The sequence below is a fragment of the Nocardioides sp. genome (assembly GCF_050699375.1).
Taxonomy (GTDB): Bacteria; Actinomycetota; Actinomycetes; order Propionibacteriales; family Nocardioidaceae; genus Nocardioides.
In genome coordinates this window covers 1-19,953 of record NZ_JBOHDN010000081.1, presented here as the reverse complement: position 1 = coordinate 19,953, position 19,953 = coordinate 1, and the positions used below count along the sequence as shown (strand labels likewise).

Genomic DNA, 19,953 nt, shown 5'->3' with positions numbered 1-19,953 from the left:
TTGCTGTCCATCCTCGTTCTCATCCCCTTCGCCGGGGCGCTGATCACCGCGGTGATGCCGGCCCGGCCCAAGCTGTGGGCGTTCGGCTTCGCCATCGCCACGCTGATCGCCGGCATCGCCACCGCATTCACGGCGCCCGACACCGACCTCGTCTGGATGGAGCCGCTCGGCGTCCACTGGGCGCTGGAGATGGACGGCTTCGGCAAGCTGATGGTGCTGCTGACCGTCGTGCTGGTGCCGCTGGTGATGATGGCGGCGGTCAAGGACCACGACAAGCGGTGGTACTCCTGGGCGCTGGCCCTGGAGGCCTTCGCGCTGCTCACGTTCCTGGCCGCCGACCTCTTCGTCTTCTACATCGCCTTCGAGGCGACGCTGATCCCGGCGTACTTCATGATCGGCCAGCACGGCGGCCCCAAACGGGCCAAGGCAGCGCTGAAGTTCCTGATGTTCCAGCTCGGCGGCGGACTGGTGCTGCTCGGTGCGTTGATCGGCTTCTATGTGGTCTCCTCGGAGGCCGGCCCGCCGTCCTACCTGATCAGTGATCTCGCCCAGCTCGACATCGGCACCACGACGGAGCGCTGGATCTTCGTGGCGATGTTCATCGCGTTCGCGGTCAAGGCGCCGCTGTTCCCGGTGCACACCTGGCTGGCCGACACGACCGAGCAGGCGACTCCTGCGACCAGCGTCCTGCTCGTCTGCATCCTCGACAAGATCGGCACCTTCGGCATGATCCGGCTCTGCCTGGGTCTGGTGCCGGAGGCGAGTGCTTGGGCGACTCCGGTCGTGATCGTGCTGGCGCTCATCTCGATCGTCTACGGGGCGGTGCTGGCGATCGGGCAGGACGACCTGCTCCGCCTGATCGGTCTGACCTCGCTCTCGCACTTCGGGCTGATCACGCTCGGTATCTTCGTGGCCACCCGCGAGGGCCTGGTCGGGTCGATCCTCTACATGGTCAACCACGGTGTCGCGACGGCGGCGATGTTCTTGATCGCCGGGTTCCTGATCACGCGCAAGGGCACCGCCTCGATCTCGTCGCTGCGTGGGCTCGAGAAGGCCACTCCCGTGCTGGCGGGCACCTTCCTCGTCGCCGGGCTGGCCACCGCCGGCCTTCCCGGGCTCTCCCAGTTCGTCTCCGAGATCCTGGTCCTGATCAGCGCCTTCGACTACCACTGGCTGATCGGCGTCATCGCAGTCACCGCGATCGTGCTCGCCGCGATCTACGTGCTGTGGGCCTACCAGCGGATCTTCACCGGACCCGCTCGGGTCTCCAAGGAACCGGTCGCTGACCTCGACCGGCGAGAGGTCGGCGTACTCGTGCCGTTGCTCGTCGCCCTTCTCTTCTTCGGCTTCGTCCCCGGGCCGCTGATCTCGGCCGCCCAACCGGTGGTCGACCCCCTTGTTGATGTCATCCAGGCAGGTGAGTGAGGCGATGTTCGAGTCTCCCGGAATTTCGTACGCCACCCTCTGGCCCGTCCTGCTGGTGCTGGGCGTGGCGTGCGTCGGTGTCGTGGTGGAGGCCTTCGCGCCACGCGCCGCACGGTTCAACACCCAGGTGTCCCTGGCGTCGGCCGGGCTGGTCGCCGCGCTTGCCGGGACCGTCGCCGTCGGCGCCGGATCGGGGCTGGGTTCCTCGACGGGTGAGGGCGCCCTCGTCATCGACGGGCCTGGGGTCTTCTCCCAGGGGCTGGTGCTGCTGGTCTCCCTCGGCGGCGTGGCGCTCTTCGCGGAGCGGCGCCTGGACAACGGTGTCAGTGTCTTCGCAGGTCAGGCGGCAGCGCTGCCGGGCACACCGGCCGAGCGCACCGCCTCGCAGCGGGGACTCGAGCACACCGAGGTCTATCCGCTGATGATGTTCGCGGTCGGCGGGATGATGCTCTTCTGCGTCTCCGGCGACCTGCTGATGCTCTTCGTCGCCCTGGAGGTGCTCTCGCTCCCGCTCTACCTGCTGACCGGCCTCGCCAGGCGTCGCCGGCTGCTCTCGCAGGAAGCCGCGCTGAAGTACTTCCTCCTCGGCGCGTTCTCCTCCGGCATCTTCCTCTACGGCCTCGCCCTGGTCTACGGCTTCGCCGGGTCGATGTCGCTGGCCGAGATCGGCGCGGCAGCCGCCGAGGACGGCTCCAGCCCGCTGCTGCTGCTCGGCATCGGCCTGATGGCGGTCGGGCTGCTCTTCAAGACCGGCGCGGTGCCCTTCCACTCCTGGACTCCCGACGTCTACCAGGGCGCTCCGACCGCGGTGACGGCCTGGATGTCGGCGGCCACCAAGATCGCCGCCTTCGCCGCGATGCTGCGGCTGTTCTACGTCGCCTTCGGCGTCGAGGGCGACATCTGGCGCCCGGCCATCGGCGTGGTCGCGGTGCTGACGATGCTGCTGGGTGCCTCCTTCGCGATCGTCCAGACCGATGTGAAGCGCATGCTCGGCTACTCCGCCGTCGCCCACACCGGCTTCCTGCTGACCGGCCTCCTCGGCGCTGTGCGGGACGACGCCTTCGGGTCCACCCAGGCGGTGCTCTTCTACCTGACCGCCTACGGGTTCGCGACGCTGGGCGCCTTCGCGATCGTCTCGCTGCTGCGCGGGCCCAACGGCGAGATCGGGTCGCTCGAGCGCTGGGCGGGGCTGGGCAGGACCAACCCATGGGTCGCGGGCGCCTTCAGCATCTTCCTGCTGTCGATGGCCGGTCTGCCGCTGACCGCCGGGTTCATCGGCAAGTGGGGCGTCTTCGCCGCGGCCCTGGCCGCCGGCCAGTGGCCCGTAGTCGCGGTCGCGATCGCCTCGAGCGTCATCGCGATCTTCTTCTACGTGCGGATGATCATGCTGATGTTCTTCACCGATCCGCGTGAGGACGCTGCCACGGTCGTCGCCCCGTCGTACGCCACCACTGCGGTGATCGCGCTGAGCGCTGCTGCCACGGTCCTGTTGGGTGTTATCCCGGGCCCTGTGCTCAGTCTGTTGGTGGATGCGGGAGGATTCATCGGGTGAGCACCAGCGCACCTACCGACCGAGCCCCTGACCTCGCCCTCCCGATCACCGATCCCGAGCTCGAGCAGCGACTGCGTGCTCGGATGGCGATCGTGGAGAAGCGGCTGGGCGGCTATTCCCGGAGCAGCTCCCCGTTCGTCACCGAAGCGGCCTCTCATCTGCTGGAGGCCGGCGGGAAGAGGTTCCGTCCGCTGCTGGTGCTGCTGGCCGCCGAGTGCGGGCCGGACACGCTGGCCGAGGAGGTCATCACCGCCGCCTGCGTCGTCGAGCTCACCCACCAGGCCTCGCTCTACCACGATGACGTCATGGACGAGGCGCTGCTACGCCGCGGTGAGGACACCGCCAACGCCCGCTTCGACAACCACGTCGCGATCCTGACCGGCGACTTCCTCTTCGCCCGCTCCTCGGAGCTGACCGCCCAGCTCGGCCCCGAGGCCGTACGCATCCAGGCGGCCACCTTCGCTAAGCTCGTCGAGGGCCAGATCCTCGAGGGCGTCGACCCGCCCGAGGGCGTCGACCCGGTAGACCACCACCTCGAGGTGCTGGCCGGCAAGACCGGCGTACTGATCGCCACCTCGGCTCTCTACGGTGCGCTCTTCGCGGGCGCCGACAAGGAGATCCAGGAGGCTCTGATCGCCTACGGCGACATCGTCGGTGTCGCCTTCCAGCTCTCCGACGACATCCTCGACATCGCCTCCGACTCCGACGAGTCCGGCAAGACCCCCGGCACCGACCTCCGCGAAGGCGTCCCGACGCTGCCGGTGCTCTTGGCGCGCCGCTCCACCGACGCCGCCGACGCCCGCCTCCTCGAGCTGCTCGACTCCGACCTCAACGAGGACGAGGCGCTGTCCGAGTGCGTCACGCTCCTCCGCGCCCACCCGGCGCTGGCCGAGGCCCGCTCCTACGTCCAAGCGCGCGCCGAGGAGGCCAAGGCCGCCCTCGCCCCGCTCCCCGAGGGCCCCATCCGTACGGCCCTGGAGTCCTTCGCCGACGTCGTCGCCGTACGCTCCGCCTGACCTCGCCCCCAGCCGAGAAGTCAGTTCTGCAGGCCGAGAAGTCACGTACGCAGGCCGAGAAGTCAGTTCTGCAGATCGAGAAGGCACCCCGGTGCCATCTCGGCCTGTAGAACTGACCTTTCGGCCTGCACGAGTGACCTTTCGGCCTGCACGAGTGACCTTTCGGCCTGCACGAGTGACGCTTCGGCCTGCAGAACTGACGCTTCGGCCTAGGGGGTCTCAGCCGGCGACCCTGGGTAAAGAAGGGGTACGCCGGGCGGTAGCGTGAGGATGTGAACGAGCAGCGGCGCGGGGTGGTGTTCGGCGCCACGGCGTACATCATCTGGGGTGCGTTCCCGCTCTACTTCCCACTGCTGCAGCCTGCCGGGGCGTGGGAGATCCTGGGTCACCGGATCCTGTGGTCGCTCGTTGTCGCCGTTGCGTTCGTGTTCGTCGTCGGCCGACGTACGCAGGTTGCGGCCGTTCTACGCGACCGACGAAAGCTCGCGCTCCTGGCGGCGGCGGCCACGGTGATCTCGATCAACTGGGTGACGTACATCTGGGGGGTCAGCAACGGGCGGATCGTGGAGACGAGCCTGGGCTACTTCACCAACCCGCTGGTCACGATGTTGATGGGCGTGATCATCCTGCGTGAGCGGATGCGGAAGCTTCAGTGGGTGGCGCTGGGCATCGCGTTCGTGGCCGTGGTCGTGCTCACCATCGACTACGGCCGGCTGCCGTGGGTCGCGCTGATCCTGGCCTTCTCGTTCGGCACCTACGGGCTGCTGAAGAAGAGCGCGGGCGTCGGGCCGTTCGAGTCGCTGGCCGTCGAGACCGCGGTAACCGCCCCGTTCGCGCTGGCGTTCATCGTGGCACTCCAGGCCACCGGACACGGCACGCTCGTCGGCCACGGAGCCGGCCACGTCCTGCTGCTGGTCAGCCTCGGCATCGCCACCGTCGTACCGCTGGCCTGCTTCGGCGCGGCCGCCATCAGGGTGCCGATGGTCACCATCGGGCTCCTGCAGTACCTGGCGCCCATCCTGCAGTTCGCCGTAGGAGTCTTCATCGCCCACGAGGCCATGCCTCCCGGTCGTTGGGCAGGGTTCGCGATCGTCTGGATCGCCCTGGTCATCTTCAGTGCAGAGGCCGTCCACCACCGCCGCAAGGTCCTGCGCGCCGCGCGAGCAGCCGCGGTGACCCCGACCACCGCCTAGCGAGCAGCCACCCCGCCGGCCGAGACGTCACCTACGCCGGTCGAACCGTCACCCCGCCCGCCGAGGCGTCACTTATGCCGGCCGAGACGTCATCCACTCTCGCCGAGACGTCACTTACGCCGGCCGAGACGTCACCCACTCTCGCCGAGGCGTCACTTATGCCGGCCGAGACGTCACCGAGGTGCCCTCTCGGCCCGCATAAGTGACCTCTCGGCGACGGGTTGCCGTCCAGGGGGCGGACCATTTGCTTGTTTTCACATTCACTCGACTAATTCGAGTATGGTGCTCGACATTCGTAATTCGGTGGACCTTGGCTCGGCAGGGCACACAGTTGGGGCAAGAAGTGAGGAAACAGATGAGGAAGTTCAATGCCGCGGCACTGCTCGCCGCTGCCGGGATGCTGGCGCTGACCGCATGCGGCTCGGGCGGATCCGGAGACGCGGATTCGATCTCCGTCGTGGGTTTCGCCGTCCCGGAGACGGCCAACAAGGCGATCGCCAAGGAGTTCAACAAGACTCCCGAAGGCGAGGGCGTCACCTTCGAGACCTCGTACGGCGCCTCTGGTGACCAGAGCCGCGCGGTCGAGTCCGGTCTCGAGGCCGACTACGTGCACCTCTCGGTCGGGTCGGACGTCACTCGTCTCGAGGAGGCAGGTCTCGTCGACCCGGAGTGGGACGACGGCCCGACCAAGGGCATCGTCTCGACCTCGGTGGTCGTCCTCGCCGTGCGCGAGGGCAACCCGAAGAACATCCAGGGCTGGGACGACCTGGCCAAGCCCGGGGTCGAGGTCGTGACGCCCAACCCGGCCTCCTCGGGCTCGGCCCGTTGGAACGCGCTGGCCGCCTATGGCCACATCACCCGCAACGGCGGCACCGAGGCCGAGGGCAAGGCGTTCCTGGACAAGCTCTTCAAGAACGTCGTCACGCTCACCAACTCCGGCCGCGACGCCACGACCGCCTTCCTGGGCGGCACCGGCGACGTACTCCTGGCCTATGAGAACGAGGCGATCCTCGCGGCTCAGCAGGGTGAGGGTTTCGAGTACGTCATCCCCGAGACGACCGTGCTGATCGAGAACCCCGGCGCGATCACCAAGGACGCGTCCAAGCCGGCGCAGGACTGGCTCGACTTCGTCGCGGGCGCGGAGGGGCAGAAGCAGTTCGCCCTCACCGGCTTCCGACCGGTCAACACCGAGAACCCCGGTGTCGTCGACTTCGACGCCATCGGCGTCAAGCCCGAGGACATCAAGGGCGCGCCCGACCCGGCGGATCCGTTCCCCGAGATCAAGCACCTGCTCACCCTCGAGAAGGACTTCGGGGGTCCCGGTTGGGACGGCGTCAAGGACAAGCTCTTCGGCACCGGCGAGGAGGGCGAGCCGGTAGGCGTCGTGACCGACTCGATCGCCAAGTCCGGTAAGGCCACCGAGTAGCGGGCATGGCCACCCACATCCCTACTGCCACGCCGGCTGCCCCCGGCCCAGCACGTCGCAGCCGGCCGGCCAACAACCTGGCAAGGTCCACTCTGACAAGGACCAGCGGCATCGGACTCGGCGTCACGATGCTCTGGTTCAGCCTGCTCGTGCTCATCCCGTTGGTCGCGGTGATCATCACCGCCTCGACCGGCGGCTGGTCCGCCTTCGTGAACCAGCTCAACAACGAGCAGACCGCCGCGGCGATCTGGCTGACGATCCGTACCGCCCTGGTGGTCACCCTGATCAACGTCCTCATCGGGACCGTCATCGCCTGGGTGCTGGTGCGTGACAGATTCTGGGGCAAGGGTCTGCTCGAGGTGATCATCGACATCCCGTTCGCGCTGCCGACGATCGTCGCGGGCCTCGTCCTGCTCTCGCTCTACGGCACCGAGTCGCCCCTCGGCCTGCACTGGGCGAACACGTCGATGTCGGTCTACCTGGCGCTCGCCTTCGTGACCCTGCCCTTCGTCGTACGCATGGTGCAGCCGGTCCTCGAGGACCTGGACGCCGATGTGGAGGAGGCAGCGGCCTCCCTCGGGGCGTCCCGGTTCACCATCTTCTGGCGGATCATCCTGCCGTCCCTGGCTCCCGCGATCGCCGCGGGCGCGGCGCTCTCCTTCGCGCGCGGGATGGGCGAGTACGGCTCCCTGGTTCTGCTCTCGGGCAACCTGCCGTTCAAGTCCGAGGTCGCCTCCGTGCGGATCCTGTCCGCGATCGAGAACGACAACCCCGAGGGCGCGGCGGCGATCGCGGCGATGCTGCTGCTCGTCTCGCTGCTCGTCATCGTCATCCTCGACCTGATCCAGAGGAGGATGGTCCGCCGTGGCTGAGACTCGTCGAGCGCCCAGGACGCCACTGACGTACGTCCTCCGTGTCGTCGTCATCGCCTATCTGGGCCTGCTGGTCGCGTGGCCGGTCGCCCTGGTCGTCTGGAATGCCTTCCATGTGCCCGACGTCGGCTTCACGACCGAGGCCTTCGCCGGCATCTTCAGCGACCCGCAGATGATGGCGGCGATCCGGCTCACCTGCCTCGCCGCGGTGGTGGCGACGCTGATCAACCTGGTCTTCGGCGTCTCGGTCTCGCTGCTGCTGGTGCGTACGGAATTTCCTGGCAAGCGCATCCTCAGCGCCCTGATCGACCTGCCGCTCTCGGTCTCGCCGATCGTCGTCGGCCTGGCGCTCGTCCTGGTCTACGGCGGCCGGGACGGCTGGTTCGGGCCTTCCTTGGAGTCGGCGGGGATCCAGGTCATCTTCGCGACGCCGGGGATCATCATGGCGACCGCGTTCGTGTCGCTGCCGCTGGTGATCCGCGAGGTCATCCCGGTGCTCGAGGAGATCGGCACCGAGCAGGAGCAGGCCGCAGCGTCCCTGGGCGCCAGCTCCTGGCAGACGTTCTGGCGGATCACGCTGCCGGGCATCAAGTGGGCCGTCATCTACGGCGTGGTGCTCACCCTGGCCCGGTCGCTGGGCGAGTTCGGCGCGGTCAAGGTCGTCTCCGGGAACGTGCTCGGCCAGACCCGCACCGCCACCCTCGCCGTCGAGACTCAGTACCTCAACTTCGACCAGCAGGGCGCGTACGCCATCGCCTTCCTCCTCGCCAGCGTCTCGGTCTCCGCCATTCTCATCGTCTTCGTGCTGCGCGCCCGCGGTGCGCGCGTGCGGTGAAAGACTCTGACACGAAAGGGCACATCCCATGAGCATCGAAGTAAGCGGTGTCAACAAGCGCTACGGCGACTTCGTCGCGCTGGAGGACATCAACCTGACCATCCCGACAGGGCAGCTGACGGCCCTGCTGGGCCCCTCCGGCGGCGGCAAGACCACGCTGCTGCGGGTCATCGCCGGGCTGGAGACGCCCGACACCGGCACGATCAGCATCGAGGGCGTCGAGGCCACCTCGCTGCCCGTCCAGAAGCGCAACGTCGGGTTCGTCTTCCAGCACTACGCGGCGTTCAAGCACCTCTCGGTGGCCAAGAACGTCGCGTTCGGGCTGGAGATCCGCAAGCGTCCTCGCGCCGAGATCGCCGCGAAGGTCGAGGAGCTGCTCGAGCTCGTGCACCTCTCACAGTTCGGCAGCCGGCTGCCCTCGCAGCTCTCCGGCGGCCAGCGCCAGCGGATGGCGCTGGCGCGCGCGCTCGCGATCGAGCCGTCCGTGCTGCTGCTCGACGAGCCGTTCGGAGCGCTGGACGCGAAGGTACGCAAGGAGCTGCGCGACTGGCTGCGACGGCTCCACGACGAGGTGCACGTGACCACCGTCTTCGTGACCCACGACCAGGAGGAGGCCCTCGAGGTCGCCGACGAGATCGTGGTCGTCAACCAGGGCGGAATCGAGCAGATCGGGACCCCCGAGCAGCTCTACGACGAGCCGGCCAACGACTTCGTGATGTCGTTCCTCGGCGACGTCACCACGCTGGGCGGGTCCTTGATCCGTCCCCATGACGTCGAGGTCACGCCGTCGCCGCTCTCGGAGCACTCGATCGAGGGCACGGTCTCCCGGGTCCTGCGGATCGGCTTCGAGGTGCGCCTCACGGTGCTCACCGACGACGGTGAGGTCGTGACCGCCGAGCTGACGCGTACGCATGCTCGGGCTCTCCAGCTCGACGAGGGTGTGAACGTGTTCGTCACGCCTTCGCCGGGGGCTTACACGATGCCGGCGCCGGCTGCGTAGGGCTGTTCCTTCGTCAAGGTATGCAGCCGAAGGCTCACATCCCGTGCGGAACTCCGCTAGGGATGTGAGCCTTTCCCTGCATACCTTGATGAAGGAACCGAACGAGAGCCTCAGTGCGGAAGCCAGGCCTCGTCGCGCGCGGTGCGGGTGGTGACCTCGTCGGGCAGCTCGCGGGAGGCGAGGTCCGCGATGGAGACCTTCTCGAAGACCTCGCGCAGCGAGTCGCGCGCGGCGATCCAGACGTGCTGGAGCACATCGGCGCGCTCGTTGTAGGTGACCGCCTCGGGCCGCAGCCCGTAGACCGAGACCAGCGGTCCGTCGACCGCGCGGATCACGTCTGCGACGGACACGTCGGTCGACTTGCGCGCCAGGCGCCAACCACCCGACTGGCCGCGCTGTGAGATGACGACACCGGCCTTGCGGAGGTCGGCGAGGATCGCCTGCAGGAACCCGTGAGGAATCTCCTGGGCGCGGCCGAGCTCTTCGGCGCTGACAGCTTTTCCGTCCTCGCGCGCCGACATCTCGATGAGGGCGCGGAGAGCGTAGTCGGACTTGGCAGATACTCGCACGACCACATTCTTGCAGATGAATGCAGAATTTCGCTCAATCTAGTGGTCAAGTCGACAATCTCCGGCGGACGCCTCGGCGCGCCTCCTGAGGCCGTGGGCATGTCGCCGGCTGCGCCGTCTCCGCTCGCACGATGAACGGGTTCCACGCGGCGTACGCCTCGGTCTCGATCATCACCCGCCACACCACCTCGATCTGCGCGTCGATCTCGACCGACGCCCGCGGGTGCTTGTAGGCCACGGGCGGACCCTAACGGGCATACGGATCCGTCAGGGTGAATGGCGTGCGCGCAAGTTCCAGGGCGTTCCCGGGGAAGGAGTCGCCTGCTTCGTAGAAGCGGGCGCGGGTCCGTCCGACCGAGCTGAGCACGCCGCGTTCGGCCAGGTCGCGAAGGTCACGCTGAGCCTGCTGGCGACTCAGGTTCTCGGCGCGCTCGTAGCGGGACCGGCGTACGCGGCCCGACAGTGCGACCTCGTGCAGAGCAGTTAGGAGGCGCTCGTCCCAGCCCGCTTTGCCTGCGGCGCCTTCGAGCGCGGCCAGAGTGCGGGCCGACCGGTCCATTCGGTGGCGTACCGACTGTGCCTGTTGATGGGAGGCGACCAGGTTGAAGCGCACCCAGTCATGCACGTCCTGATCGGGAAGGTAGGTGGCGCCGCGAGCCCCCAGCACCTTGTAGTACTCCCAGGTGTTGCCCGGACGGCCCAGCCAGGCCTCGATCGAGGAGAACTCGGGAGCCAGCACGCCGGATCGGGCGGTGAGAAGGGTCTGGAGGGAGCGCGACATCCGGCCGTTTCCGTCGGCCCACGGGTGGATTGAGATGAGGTGGAGGTGTGCCATCGCGGCTCGGGTGACCGGGTGATCGGGTGCTTGGTCGTTGAGCCAGTCGATGAGCTCGCTCATCAGGTCGGGTACGTCTTCGACCGCAGGCGCCGTGTAGGCAGCGACCGACGCGTCGCGTGCGTCGGTGACGTAGACAGGCCCGCGACGCCACTGTCCGGCAGGCTGCCGGGAGGTGTGATGGTGCCCCTGGAGCATCCAGTGCAGGGCGTTCAGGAAACCCTTGCTGTAGGTGAAGTCAGGCGATTCGTGGAGCGATTGGATGTAGGTCATCATCCGCTGATAGGCGAGCGTCTCCTCGCGGTTGGCGACCGACACGTCGACGTCCTGCTCGCCGTCCATGAGGTCGGCCGCGTCCGCCGTGGAGACCTGGAACCCCTCGATCGAGTTGGATCCCGCCACTGCGTCAGCAGTCAGAAACCGCCGCAGCCCATCGGTCCACTTCGTAGGAGTGGACCGCACCGCCATCTGAAGGTCGTCCCGGGCAGCCTCGACCTCGGCGAGCACCCGCTCGTCGTCACGATCAAGGGCTGGGGTCGGGAAGAGCACATATTGATGATATGTTGACGCAATCAATGCGTCAATCGCGTCCGTCAGCGGTAGTTGATGAACTGCACCGCGAAGTCGTAGTCCTGGCCCTTGACCAGCGTGATCACGGTCTGCAGGTCGTCGCGCTTCTTGGAGGAGACGCGGAGCTCGTCGCCCTGGATCTGCGCCTTGACGCCCTTGGGGCCCTCGTCGCGGATCAGCTTGGAGACCTTCTTCGCGTCCTCGGAGGAGATCCCCTCCTTGAGTGTGATCGAGATCTTGGAGACCTGTCCCGACTGACGCGGCTCGCCGGTGTCGAGGATCTTGAGCGACTGCTTGCGCTTGATCAGCTTGTCCTGGAAGACGGAGAGCACGGCGCTGGCGCGGTCGTCGGCGGAGGCGGAGATCTCGATCCCGTGCTCACCGCTCCACTCGATCGTCGCGTTGGTCCCCTTGAAGTCGAACCGCGTCGCGACCTCTCGCGCGGTCTGACTCAGCGCGTTGTCGACCTCCTGGCGGTCGATCTTGCTCACGATGTCGAACGACGAGTCAGCCATGACCCTCTCCTCTTGCTACCTGCAGCGGGAACGTACCGACCTCACACTAGAACCTCGTGCCGTTTTCGTACGCCGCCGGGCCCTGCGCTATCGTTTCTTGCTGTCGCGATCCCCATGGCGGGACCGCGCACAACCCCTGGCAGATTGCCCGAGCGGCCAATGGGAGCGGACTGTAAATCCGTCGGCTTTTGCCTTCGAAGGTTCGAATCCTTCATCTGCCACACCAGGGAGAACGCCCCGGTGACCAGCGGAAACGTTGGCCACCGGGGCGTTTCGCTTGTCCGGTTGTGTTCGCGGTCGACGCTGGTTGGCGGCGACTGTCACCTCGCCGCGGCGTCGCGCGGGCGCGATATGTTCCGGCCATGGATCTGAATGCCTACCAGCAGGCGGCGCTGCGCACCGCGGCGCCGAGGGACAAACCCAACGAGGTGTTCCACCTTCTGCTGGGCCTGGTCGGCGAGACGGGCGAGATCGCCGAGAAGGCGAAGAAGATCGTGCGCGACCATGACAGCGACTTCTCCCAGTGGGACCTCGATGATCTCGCCAAGGAGCTCGGCGACACACTTTGGTACGTAGCGGTTCTCGCTGACCACTTCGGTCTTCCGCTCGCGGACATCGCCGAGCTCAACATCAAGAAGCTCGCCGATCGTCAGCAGCGTGGCGCTATCGGTGGAAGCGGCGACGATCGCTGACCAACCGTTGGGGGCCTGGCAGCCACGGTCCCGATTCAAGAAGGAGCACCATGACAGTCGACGCACCATCGCCCGCGGAGAACGACGAGTTCTGGCGGGAGCGGCGGGTCTGCTTCCTGACGACGAGCCGCCCGGACGGGAGTCCACATCTTGTCCCTGTCGGGGTGACCTTCGATCCCGCGGCCGGCATCGCGCGCATCATCAGCAGTGCGGGCAGCAAGAAGGTCCGGAACGTACGCTCGGCCGGGGCCGGTGCGAAGGCGGCGGTCAGCCAGGTGGACGGGCGTCGTTGGTGCACGCTGGAGGGCACCGCGGTGGTCAAGGACGACGCGGAGTCGGTGGCCGAGGCCGAGCGGCGCTACGCCGAGCGCTACCGGCAGCCCCGGCCCAACCCTGAGCGCGTGGTCATCGAGATCACGGTGGCCCGGGTGCTCGGAAACGTACGTCCTTCGGGCTGGTGAGCGCCTCGGTCGATGCCGTCAGGCTCTGTTCCGGTCGGTGAGGACGACGCGGTCGTTGATGTCCTGGACCTCGCGCCGGTTGCCGGTCGGGAACATGGTGCGGAACCGGTCGATCTGCCGCGGCGAGGCGGTGATGGGGTCGGTGAGCATGACCCACTGGACGCCTTCGGTGTAGGGCGCGGTCGTGAGGGGGCCGTCGTAGCGGTAGGACGTGTGCCGTCGAGGCAGGAGAGCGCCGACGTCGATGTGGCCGACCTCGTCGTCGGTCGAGCATTCCGACACCAGGTGGTCGTAGAGGCGGCCGAGGGTCGGGTTGACCGGCCCCGGACCGACCCAGACGCCGACGACCAGGGTGTGGCCGGCGGCATCCTGGTGCACGAAGTGCATCTCGATCGGGTAGTCCCGGGCGGAGAGGAGATGCTCGCTCGGGGTGTGCCAGTGGAACTGAGCGAGGCCGTACGTCACGCCGCTCACCGTCAGCGACCCGGCACCGGGCGGGAGCTCGGCGCGCACGGTCTCCTCGTCGCCGCGCACGGTGCAGCCGTCGGGCTGGTCGGCGTCCTCGCGGACGTACTTCATCGTGATCGTCGCGTCGTGGGGATAGTGGACGTGCAGGGCGGGCAGGTGCGCCGGCTGAGTATCGGCTGGATCGATCCGGATCGGGCTCTGGTGCGGCTGGCCGACGGGGCTCGCCGAGGCGGTTGCCGACGAGGGCAGGGTGGTGAGGGCGGCCATGGCGGTTGCTCCCTGGAGCAGCGCGCGACGGTTCAGCCCGACGTTGTTGCGGGTCATGTCAGATCTCCCGAGATCTACCGGGTCGAGATGACCCGTGGACCGCAATACGTACCACGAACGGCGGGCGGACAACCGCCTTTGACGCCGAGTCAGGCCAGGTCGGCGGCCAGCTGCTTGCCGGCCTCGGTGAGCAGCGGGACGGCGCGCTCGATGAGCTCGTCGCTCATCCGCCCGGTTGGTCCGCTGATCGACATCGCCAGGCGCGGGGCATAGTCGGGGACGGCGACGGCGACGCAGCGTACGCCTGCCTCCTGTTCGCCCTCGTCGATGGCGTAGCTGTGCTCGCGGACCCGCTCGAGCTGGTCGAGGTAGTCGTCGCGCGAGGTGATCGTGGTCGCGGTGTAGGGGACCATGTCGGTGCGCCGGAGGATGTCGCGGACCAGGTCGGGAGCCATGTCGGCCAGGATCGCCTTCCCGACGGCGGTGCAGTGCGGGGAGACGCGCCGACCGACCTCGGTGAACATGCGCATCGACTGGCGCGACTCCATGTGGGCGACGTAGACGATCTGGTCGCCGTCGAGCATCGCTAGGTTGGCCGACTCGCCGAGCTGGTCGACGAGCTGAGCCAGGTGTGGGCGGGCCCAGGTGCTGAGCATGCGGGAGGAGCTCTCGCCGAGCCGGATCAGCTTGGGGCCGAGGACGTACTGCCGGTTGGCCTCCTGACGGAGGTAGCCCAGGTCGACGAGCGTGCGCACCAGCCGGTGGATGGTCGGCAGCGGCAGCCCCGAGGTGGTGGCGAGGTGCGACAGGCCCATGGTCCCGCCTGCGTCGGCCATCGTCTCCAGCAGGGCGAAGGCCCGCTCGATCGACTGCACGGCACCCGTGCGTGCCTTCGGCGCCTTCTCGTTCTCGCTCATCAGGACCACTCCATCTTCCGCATGACGGAAGTCTAGCGTCGCGTAGAGGAAATACACCTCCTTGCGGCTTGAGTCGGTCCCGGCTAACATCCGCAATGCGGAAGCATTAATCCGCATGCAGGAAAAGACGTGGTCCTGAGAGGGTGGAGCTCGTGAACATTCAGATCACTGGTGGCGAGATGGGCCACCTCGAGGAGCTCGCCGGCCGGCTCGACCGCGCGCTCGCCGGCGCCGACGCCGCGCTGGCCGCGAGCTATCCCGGGGAGCGCGGCGTACGTCAGCCGGTGCACACGGTCTATGTGCCCGGTGATCGCTACGCGGCGCAGGCTGTCGCGGAGTGGTCCGCCGAGGCCGGTCGGGTGCTAGCTGAGCACGGGCACTCGGCTGCCGAGGTCGCCGACGTCTTCGACCTGCGCCCCGACCTGGCCGCCGAGGTCTACGACCGGGTGCGGGCCAAGCTGGACACCGAACCGATCGAGGACCTGCGGATCGACTTCGAGGACGGCTACGGAGCCCGGCCCGATGCCGACGAGGACGCCGCCGTGCTGGCGGCTGCCCGGGCGCTCGCGGCCACCGTCCACGATGGCTCGGCGCCACCGTTCCACGGCATCAGGATCAAGTCCTTCGAGGCCCCGACCCGGCACCGCGGGCTGCGTACGCTGGACCTCTTCCTCGGCGAGCTCGCCCGCGAGGCCGGACTGGGCGACGGCCTCGTCATCACCCTCCCCAAGGTCACCTCCGTCGAGCAGGTCAGCGCGATGGTCACCGCGCTCGACGCGCTCGAGACCGCCCACGGCATCGCGGCCGGGAGCCTGCGGTTCGAGATCCAGGTCGAGACGCCGCAGGCGATCCTCGGCTCCGACGGGACCGCGCTGGTCGCGCGGATGATCGCCGCCGGCGCCGGCCGGGTCACCGGTCTGCACTACGGCACCTACGACTACTCGGCCTCGCTCGGTGTCGCGGCCGCGCACCAGAGCATGGAGCACCCGGTCGCCGACCACGCCAAGGACGTGATGCAGGTGGCCGCCGCCGGCACCGGCGTCTTCGTCTCGGACGGCTCGACCAACATGCTCCCGGTCGGAGACCCCGAGGCCGTACGTTCGGCCTGGCGGCTCCACGCGCGCCTGGTGGGCCGGTCCCTCGCCCGCGGGATCTACCAGGGCTGGGACCTGCATCCTGCCCAGCTGCCCAGTCGCTACATCGCGACGTACGCGTTCTTCCGCGAGGGGCTCGAGGTGGCGGCGGCCCGGCTGCGGGCGTACGTCCATGGCGGTGACTCCAGCTATCTCGACGAGCCGGCCACTGCCGCCGCGCTCGCCGCTTTCGTGCTGCGTGGGGTCGAGTGTGGAGCGGTCACCGCCGACGAGGTCGAGAGGCTTGCCGGGGTCGACCGGAGTCATCTGGCCCGGCTCGCGCGCCGACGGGTCGACTGAGGCGGGCTGCCGGGCGGGACTGGATCACGGGACTGGACCATCTGGGTAGCCTGCCGTCATGCGCGTCGAGGCAGAGTTCACCACCGAACCGTTCCGTGGCGAGGGTGAGCCTCCCGAGCATGCGACGGCCGCGCTCGAGGCAGTCCGTGAGGCCGGCCTCGAGTGTGACTTCGGGCCGCTGGGCACGTCGGTACGCGGCGAACGGGACGCGGTCCTGGCTGCCCTGGCCTCCGTGGCCGCTGCGGGGTTGGACCACGGTGCCGACCAGATCACGTTCCAGGTCCGGCTCGAGGGCCGCAGTGCGCCGCGACGTACGGCGAACGGGCTGGAGGGGCTGCTCGCCGAGCTCGCCGAGGAGCTCGGAGCCGACCTACGCACGCTGGACCGGCCGGAGAAGCAGCGCGCCGTGCGCCTGCTGGAGGAGCGCGGCGCCTTCGAGTTCCGTAAGAGCGCCGAGATCGTCGCCGGGGCGCTCGGGGTCACCCGATTCACTGTCTACAACTATCTGAACCGCGAACGGGGCTAGGCGCCAGACGCCACCGGAGGCGGACCCGGAGCTGCTCCGCACATTCTTCAACAAACTGTTGACTGTGATGTGCGACACATGCAATCGTTGTTGCTGTACGGAAGTTGGTTTCCGCATAGCGAGAGAGCACGGTTCATGGATCTCGAAGCCTTCAACATCTCACCGGCCGATGACGTACGGCCCGCACTGCAGGCCTGCTGCGACGCACCGGGCTGGATCGATGCCGTCCTGGCCGGTCGGCCCTACGCCGACAGGGCAGACGTCCTGCGCGCCGCCGATGCGGCCGCACGCCGGTTCACCGCGGCCGATGTCGACCGGGCCCTGGCCGCCCACCCCCGGATCGGCGAGCGCGCCGAGGGCGAGCACGCCGAGGCCGCCTGGTCGCGGAGCGAGCAGGCCGAGGTCGGCACCGACCAGGCCACGGCACGGGCACTCGCCGAGGGCAACCGGGCCTACGAGGAGCGTTTCGGCCGGGTCTTCCTGATCTGCGCCTCGGGCCTCTCGGCCGACCAGGTCCTCGCCTCGCTCCGCGACCGGCTCGGCAACGAGCCAGACGAGGAGGCGGCCGTGGTCGCCGACGAGCTGCGCCGGATCGCGCTGCTCCGCCTCGAGCGGGTCCTGGCAACCGAGGAGGTCTCTGTATGAGTGCCATCACGACCCACGTCCTCGACACCGCGCTCGGCCGCCCGGCCGCCGGTGTCCCGGTCCGGCTCTCCCGGATCGACCCCGACCCAGACTCCGACAACAGAGTCGTCCTCGCCGAGGCCACCACCGACGACGACGGCCGGGTGACTGACCTGGGACCCGATCAGGTCCCGGCCGGCACCTATCAGCTCCGCTTCGACACCGCCGCCTACTCCGCGGCGACCGGCCAGGAGTGCTTCTACCCCGAGGTCTCCGTCACCTTCGCGGTCACCGATCGGCGGCACCACCACGTGCCGCTTCTGCTGAGCCCGTTCGCCTACTCCACCTACCGAGGGAGCTGACATGCCCATTCGTCTTGGCCCAAACCAGTACGGCAAGTCCGAGAACCGCGTCGTACGCATCGTCCGTGACACTCCTCGCCACCAGATCCGGGACCTCAACGTCTCCACCTCGCTGCGCGGCCGCTTCGACGACGCGCACACCAGCGGTGACCAGAAGGACGTGCTTCCCACCGACACCCAGAAGAACACCGTCTTCGCCTACGCGAAGAAGGTCGGCGTCGCCTCGATCGAGGAGTTCGCGCTCGCCCTGGCCGACCGCTATCTCGAGGCCTGTCCGGCCGCTGAGGGCGCCCGGGTCGAGGTCGACGAGTACGCCTGGGACCGGATCCAGACAGATCATCCCGAGTCTGGCGGCGCGGGTCACGACCACTCGTTCGTTCGCACGGGTGGCGGCGTACGCACCACTGTGGTGAACGTGGACGGCCGCGGTGAGGACCGGGTCGCCCATGTGGTCTCCGGCATCAAGGATCTGGTCGTGCTCAAGTCGACCGGCTCGGAGTTCCACGGCTTCCTCAAGGACGAGTACACGACCTTGCAGGAGACCACCGACCGGATCCTGGCGACCTCGCTCGTCGCCCGCTGGCGCTACGTAGGCACCGAGGTCGACTGGGACAAGTCGTACGACTCCATCAGGGCCCTGCTGCTGCAGCGGTTCGCGGAGATCCACAGCCTCGCGCTGCAGCAGACCCTGAACGGGATGGGCACCTCGGTGCTCGAGCAGCACGGTGATGTCGCCGAGATCAAGTTCTCCGCGCCCAACAAGCACCACTTCCTCTCCGACCTCTCGCCCTTCGGCCTGGACAACCCCGGCGAGGTCTTCCACGCCGCGGACCGGCCCTACGGCCTGATCGAGGCCTCGGTCGTACGTGACGAGGTCCCCGACGCCGGCAACGCCTGGCACTCGATCCCCGGCTTCTGCTGAGGACCGGCGATGCTCGGTCGCAGGAAGCCAACCGCACCGGAATCCACCCGACCTGAGGACGAGCGGCACCCGCCGGGCCAGCTCCTTGCCTACGGCACGCAGCACATCCTGACGATGTACGGCGGCGTGATCGCGCCGCCGCTCATCGTCGGGGGTGCCGCGGGCCTGTCGGGCACCGAGCTGGCGCTGCTGGTCACCGCCGGACTCTTCGTATCGGGCCTGGCCACGCTGCTGCAGACGCTCGGGCTCGGGCCCTTCGGCAGCCGGCTGCCGATCGTGCAGGGCATCTCGTTCGCCAGCGTGTCGACGATGGTCACCATCGCCAGCGAGGACGGGCTGCGCCCCGTCTTCGGCGCGATCATCGTCGCCGGCCTGATCGGACTGGTGCTCTCCTCGTTCTTCGCCCAGCTGGTCAGGCTCTTCCCGGCCGTCGTCACCGGCACGATCATCACGGTCATCGGGCTCTCGCTGATGCCGGTGGCGTTCCGGTGGGCGATGGGCAACGACGCGGAGGCGCCGGACTACGGGTCGATGACCAACATCGCGTACGCCGGGTTGACCTTGCTCATCATCTTGGTGATCAGCCGGGTGTTCCAGGGCGCGATCTCACGCCTCTCGATCCTCATCGGGATCGTCGTCGGGACGGTGATCGCGACGGTCGCCGGCCGGGCCGACTTCTCCTCGGTGGGCGAGTCGGACGTGGTCGCGCTGCCGCCGGTGCTGCACTTCGGTGGCCCGACGTTCGAGGTCGGCGCGATCGTCTCGATGACGATCGTGGTGCTGGTGATCATGACCGAGACGACCGCCGACATCCTGGCGATCGGCGAGATCGTGGAGACCGACGTGGATGCCAAGCGCGTCGCTCGTGGACTGCGCGCTGACATGGCAGCCACGACGGTAGCCCCGCTGTTCGGCACGTTCCCGTGCAGCGCGTTCGCGCAGAACGTCGGCCTGGTCGCTCTGACCGGCGTCCGCAGCCGGTACGTGGTGGCGACCGGTGGTCTCGTGCTTCTGCTCCTCGGGCTGCTGCCGATCGTCGGCGCCGTCGTGGCGGCGATCCCCTATCCCGTGCTGGGTGGCGCCGGCATCGTGCTGTTCGGCTCGGTCGCGGCCAGCGGGATCCGCACCCTGTCGCGCGTCGACTACGAGGACAACCTCAACATGGTGATCGTCTCCGTGGCGATCGCCGTGGGCATCCTGCCGATCGCCGCGCCGACCTTCTGGGACGCCTTCCCGGAATGGCTCGGGGTGATCATGCACTCCGGCATCAGCGCCACCGCCCTCGTCGCCGTCGTGCTCAACCTGGTGTTCAACGAGGTCACCGCCGGCAACCGCTCCGGCGCCTCGGTCTTCGCCGCATCCCAGGACAGTCGTGACGGCTTCGGCGACCGGCTAGACGACGACATCGAACGCTCATGATCCCGAGTCGGCCCGTCCTGACCTGAAAACCCGCCGAGTCGGCTCGTTATAACG

At 68.3% G+C, this 19,953-nt stretch carries 21 protein-coding genes and 1 tRNA gene; 17 read left to right on the top strand and 5 right to left on the bottom strand.

Annotated features, from left to right (window positions below):
* From ACRDPS_RS05840 to ACRDPS_RS05805, 8 genes are all read left to right on the top strand, one after another.
* On the top strand, positions 1–1,425 hold the full coding sequence (locus ACRDPS_RS05840) for a complex I subunit 4 family protein (protein ID WP_431500688.1): 1,425 nt from the start codon (positions 1–3) through the stop codon (positions 1,423–1,425).
* Positions 1,426–1,429: 4 nt separating this feature from the next.
* Entirely contained in the window at positions 1,430–2,977 is a 1,548-nt protein-coding gene (gene nuoN, locus ACRDPS_RS05835; protein WP_431500687.1) for an NADH-quinone oxidoreductase subunit NuoN, read from the top strand.
* Complete coding sequence (locus tag ACRDPS_RS05830) at positions 2,974–3,993, top strand: polyprenyl synthetase family protein (protein WP_431500686.1); 1,020 nt, start codon at positions 2,974–2,976, stop codon at positions 3,991–3,993. Before nuoN ends, ACRDPS_RS05830 begins: the two co-directional genes overlap by 4 nt.
* A 272-nt stretch (positions 3,994–4,265) precedes the next feature.
* Positions 4,266–5,186, top strand: a complete 921-nt coding sequence (rarD, locus tag ACRDPS_RS05825; RefSeq protein ID WP_431500685.1) for an EamA family transporter RarD — start codon at positions 4,266–4,268, stop codon at positions 5,184–5,186.
* Between the two features lie 355 nt (positions 5,187–5,541).
* Positions 5,542–6,612: a sulfate ABC transporter substrate-binding protein gene (locus ACRDPS_RS05820; protein WP_431500684.1), complete on the top strand. Its 1,071-nt coding sequence runs from the start codon at positions 5,542–5,544 to the stop codon at positions 6,610–6,612.
* 5 nt (positions 6,613–6,617) lie between these two features.
* Complete coding sequence (gene cysT, locus ACRDPS_RS05815; RefSeq protein WP_431500683.1) at positions 6,618–7,484, top strand: sulfate ABC transporter permease subunit CysT; 867 nt, start codon at positions 6,618–6,620, stop codon at positions 7,482–7,484.
* A complete protein-coding gene (locus ACRDPS_RS05810) occupies positions 7,477–8,319 on the top strand; it encodes a sulfate ABC transporter permease (RefSeq protein WP_431500682.1) in 843 nt (280 codons plus the stop codon). The genes cysT and ACRDPS_RS05810 overlap by 8 nt, the downstream gene beginning before the upstream one ends.
* Before the next feature lie 28 nt (positions 8,320–8,347).
* Positions 8,348–9,319, top strand: coding sequence for a sulfate/molybdate ABC transporter ATP-binding protein (locus ACRDPS_RS05805; RefSeq protein WP_431500681.1), 972 nt, complete (start codon positions 8,348–8,350; stop codon positions 9,317–9,319).
* A 110-nt stretch (positions 9,320–9,429) separates the two neighbouring features.
* On the opposite strand, the gene ACRDPS_RS05800 is transcribed toward ACRDPS_RS05805, so the two are convergent.
* From ACRDPS_RS05800 to ACRDPS_RS05790, 3 genes are all read right to left on the bottom strand, one after another.
* Positions 9,430–9,888, bottom strand: coding sequence for an RrF2 family transcriptional regulator (locus ACRDPS_RS05800; protein ID WP_431500680.1), 459 nt, complete (start codon positions 9,886–9,888; stop codon positions 9,430–9,432).
* Positions 9,889–10,135: 247 nt separating this feature from the next.
* A complete protein-coding gene (locus ACRDPS_RS05795; RefSeq protein WP_431500679.1) occupies positions 10,136–11,272 on the bottom strand; it encodes a Fic family protein in 1,137 nt (378 codons plus the stop codon).
* A gap of 44 nt (positions 11,273–11,316) precedes the next feature.
* Positions 11,317–11,808: a YajQ family cyclic di-GMP-binding protein gene (locus ACRDPS_RS05790; RefSeq protein ID WP_431500678.1), complete on the bottom strand. Its 492-nt coding sequence runs from the start codon at positions 11,806–11,808 to the stop codon at positions 11,317–11,319.
* Positions 11,809–11,946: 138 nt separating this feature from the next.
* On the opposite strand from ACRDPS_RS05790, the gene ACRDPS_RS05785 reads away from it, so the two are divergent.
* The 3 genes from ACRDPS_RS05785 to ACRDPS_RS05775 all read left to right on the top strand — a co-directional run bounded on the left by ACRDPS_RS05785 (position 11,947) and on the right by ACRDPS_RS05775 (position 12,961).
* Positions 11,947–12,029 (top strand) — tRNA-Tyr (locus ACRDPS_RS05785).
* A 141-nt stretch (positions 12,030–12,170) separates the two neighbouring features.
* On the top strand, positions 12,171–12,500 hold the full coding sequence (locus ACRDPS_RS05780; RefSeq protein ID WP_431500677.1) for a nucleoside triphosphate pyrophosphohydrolase family protein: 330 nt from the start codon (positions 12,171–12,173) through the stop codon (positions 12,498–12,500).
* A gap of 50 nt (positions 12,501–12,550) precedes the next feature.
* A complete protein-coding gene (locus ACRDPS_RS05775; RefSeq protein WP_431500676.1) occupies positions 12,551–12,961 on the top strand; it encodes a pyridoxamine 5'-phosphate oxidase family protein in 411 nt (136 codons plus the stop codon).
* An 18-nt stretch (positions 12,962–12,979) separates the two neighbouring features.
* On the opposite strand, the gene ACRDPS_RS05770 is transcribed toward ACRDPS_RS05775, so the two are convergent.
* Positions 12,980–13,753, bottom strand: coding sequence for a carbonic anhydrase family protein (locus ACRDPS_RS05770; protein WP_431500675.1), 774 nt, complete (start codon positions 13,751–13,753; stop codon positions 12,980–12,982).
* Between the two features lie 92 nt (positions 13,754–13,845).
* The gene (locus tag ACRDPS_RS05765; RefSeq protein WP_431500674.1) at positions 13,846–14,613 is read right to left on the bottom strand and encodes an IclR family transcriptional regulator; all 768 of its coding nucleotides are present in this window, start codon (positions 14,611–14,613) and stop codon (positions 13,846–13,848) included.
* A gap of 152 nt (positions 14,614–14,765) precedes the next feature.
* Here ACRDPS_RS05765 and ACRDPS_RS05760 point away from each other — a divergent pair, with 152 nt between their 5' ends.
* The 6 genes from ACRDPS_RS05760 to ACRDPS_RS05735 all read left to right on the top strand — a co-directional run bounded on the left by ACRDPS_RS05760 (position 14,766) and on the right by ACRDPS_RS05735 (position 19,899).
* Positions 14,766–16,046, top strand: a complete 1,281-nt coding sequence (locus tag ACRDPS_RS05760; protein WP_431500673.1) for a DUF6986 family protein — start codon at positions 14,766–14,768, stop codon at positions 16,044–16,046.
* A 58-nt stretch (positions 16,047–16,104) separates the two neighbouring features.
* The gene (locus ACRDPS_RS05755; RefSeq protein WP_431500672.1) at positions 16,105–16,572 is read left to right on the top strand and encodes a helix-turn-helix domain-containing protein; all 468 of its coding nucleotides are present in this window, start codon (positions 16,105–16,107) and stop codon (positions 16,570–16,572) included.
* Positions 16,573–16,707: 135 nt separating this feature from the next.
* Complete coding sequence (uraD, locus tag ACRDPS_RS05750; RefSeq protein ID WP_431500671.1) at positions 16,708–17,217, top strand: 2-oxo-4-hydroxy-4-carboxy-5-ureidoimidazoline decarboxylase; 510 nt, start codon at positions 16,708–16,710, stop codon at positions 17,215–17,217.
* Positions 17,214–17,558 (top strand): hydroxyisourate hydrolase, encoded by a 345-nt coding sequence (gene uraH / locus ACRDPS_RS05745; RefSeq protein ID WP_431500670.1) that lies wholly within the window; start codon positions 17,214–17,216, stop codon positions 17,556–17,558. Before uraD ends, uraH begins: the two co-directional genes overlap by 4 nt.
* A gap of 1 nt (position 17,559) precedes the next feature.
* Positions 17,560–18,480, top strand: a complete 921-nt coding sequence (pucL, locus tag ACRDPS_RS05740; RefSeq protein WP_431500669.1) for a factor-independent urate hydroxylase — start codon at positions 17,560–17,562, stop codon at positions 18,478–18,480.
* 9 nt (positions 18,481–18,489) lie between these two features.
* The gene (locus ACRDPS_RS05735; protein ID WP_431500668.1) at positions 18,490–19,899 is read left to right on the top strand and encodes a nucleobase:cation symporter-2 family protein; all 1,410 of its coding nucleotides are present in this window, start codon (positions 18,490–18,492) and stop codon (positions 19,897–19,899) included.
* Positions 19,900–19,953: the final 54 nt, after the last annotated feature.

Coding starts and splice junctions, on each gene's coding strand:
- nuoN (WP_431500687.1), top strand. CDS start 1,430: ATGTTCGAGTCTCCCGGAATTTCGTACGCCACCCTCTGGCCCGTCCTG.
- ACRDPS_RS05805 (WP_431500681.1), top strand. CDS start 8,348: ATGAGCATCGAAGTAAGCGGTGTCAACAAGCGCTACGGCGACTTCGTC.
- uraH (WP_431500670.1), top strand. CDS start 17,214: ATGAGTGCCATCACGACCCACGTCCTCGACACCGCGCTCGGCCGCCCG.
- pucL (WP_431500669.1), top strand. CDS start 17,560: ATGCCCATTCGTCTTGGCCCAAACCAGTACGGCAAGTCCGAGAACCGC.
- ACRDPS_RS05765 (WP_431500674.1), bottom strand. CDS start 14,613: ATGAGCGAGAACGAGAAGGCGCCGAAGGCACGCACGGGTGCCGTGCAG.
- ACRDPS_RS05780 (WP_431500677.1), top strand. CDS start 12,171: ATGGATCTGAATGCCTACCAGCAGGCGGCGCTGCGCACCGCGGCGCCG.
- ACRDPS_RS05820 (WP_431500684.1), top strand. CDS start 5,542: ATGAGGAAGTTCAATGCCGCGGCACTGCTCGCCGCTGCCGGGATGCTG.
- ACRDPS_RS05755 (WP_431500672.1), top strand. CDS start 16,105: ATGCGCGTCGAGGCAGAGTTCACCACCGAACCGTTCCGTGGCGAGGGT.
- ACRDPS_RS05790 (WP_431500678.1), bottom strand. CDS start 11,808: ATGGCTGACTCGTCGTTCGACATCGTGAGCAAGATCGACCGCCAGGAG.
- ACRDPS_RS05735 (WP_431500668.1), top strand. CDS start 18,490: ATGCTCGGTCGCAGGAAGCCAACCGCACCGGAATCCACCCGACCTGAG.
- cysT (WP_431500683.1), top strand. CDS start 6,618: ATGGCCACCCACATCCCTACTGCCACGCCGGCTGCCCCCGGCCCAGCA.
- ACRDPS_RS05775 (WP_431500676.1), top strand. CDS start 12,551: ATGACAGTCGACGCACCATCGCCCGCGGAGAACGACGAGTTCTGGCGG.
- uraD (WP_431500671.1), top strand. CDS start 16,708: ATGGATCTCGAAGCCTTCAACATCTCACCGGCCGATGACGTACGGCCC.
- ACRDPS_RS05770 (WP_431500675.1), bottom strand. CDS start 13,753: ATGACCCGCAACAACGTCGGGCTGAACCGTCGCGCGCTGCTCCAGGGA.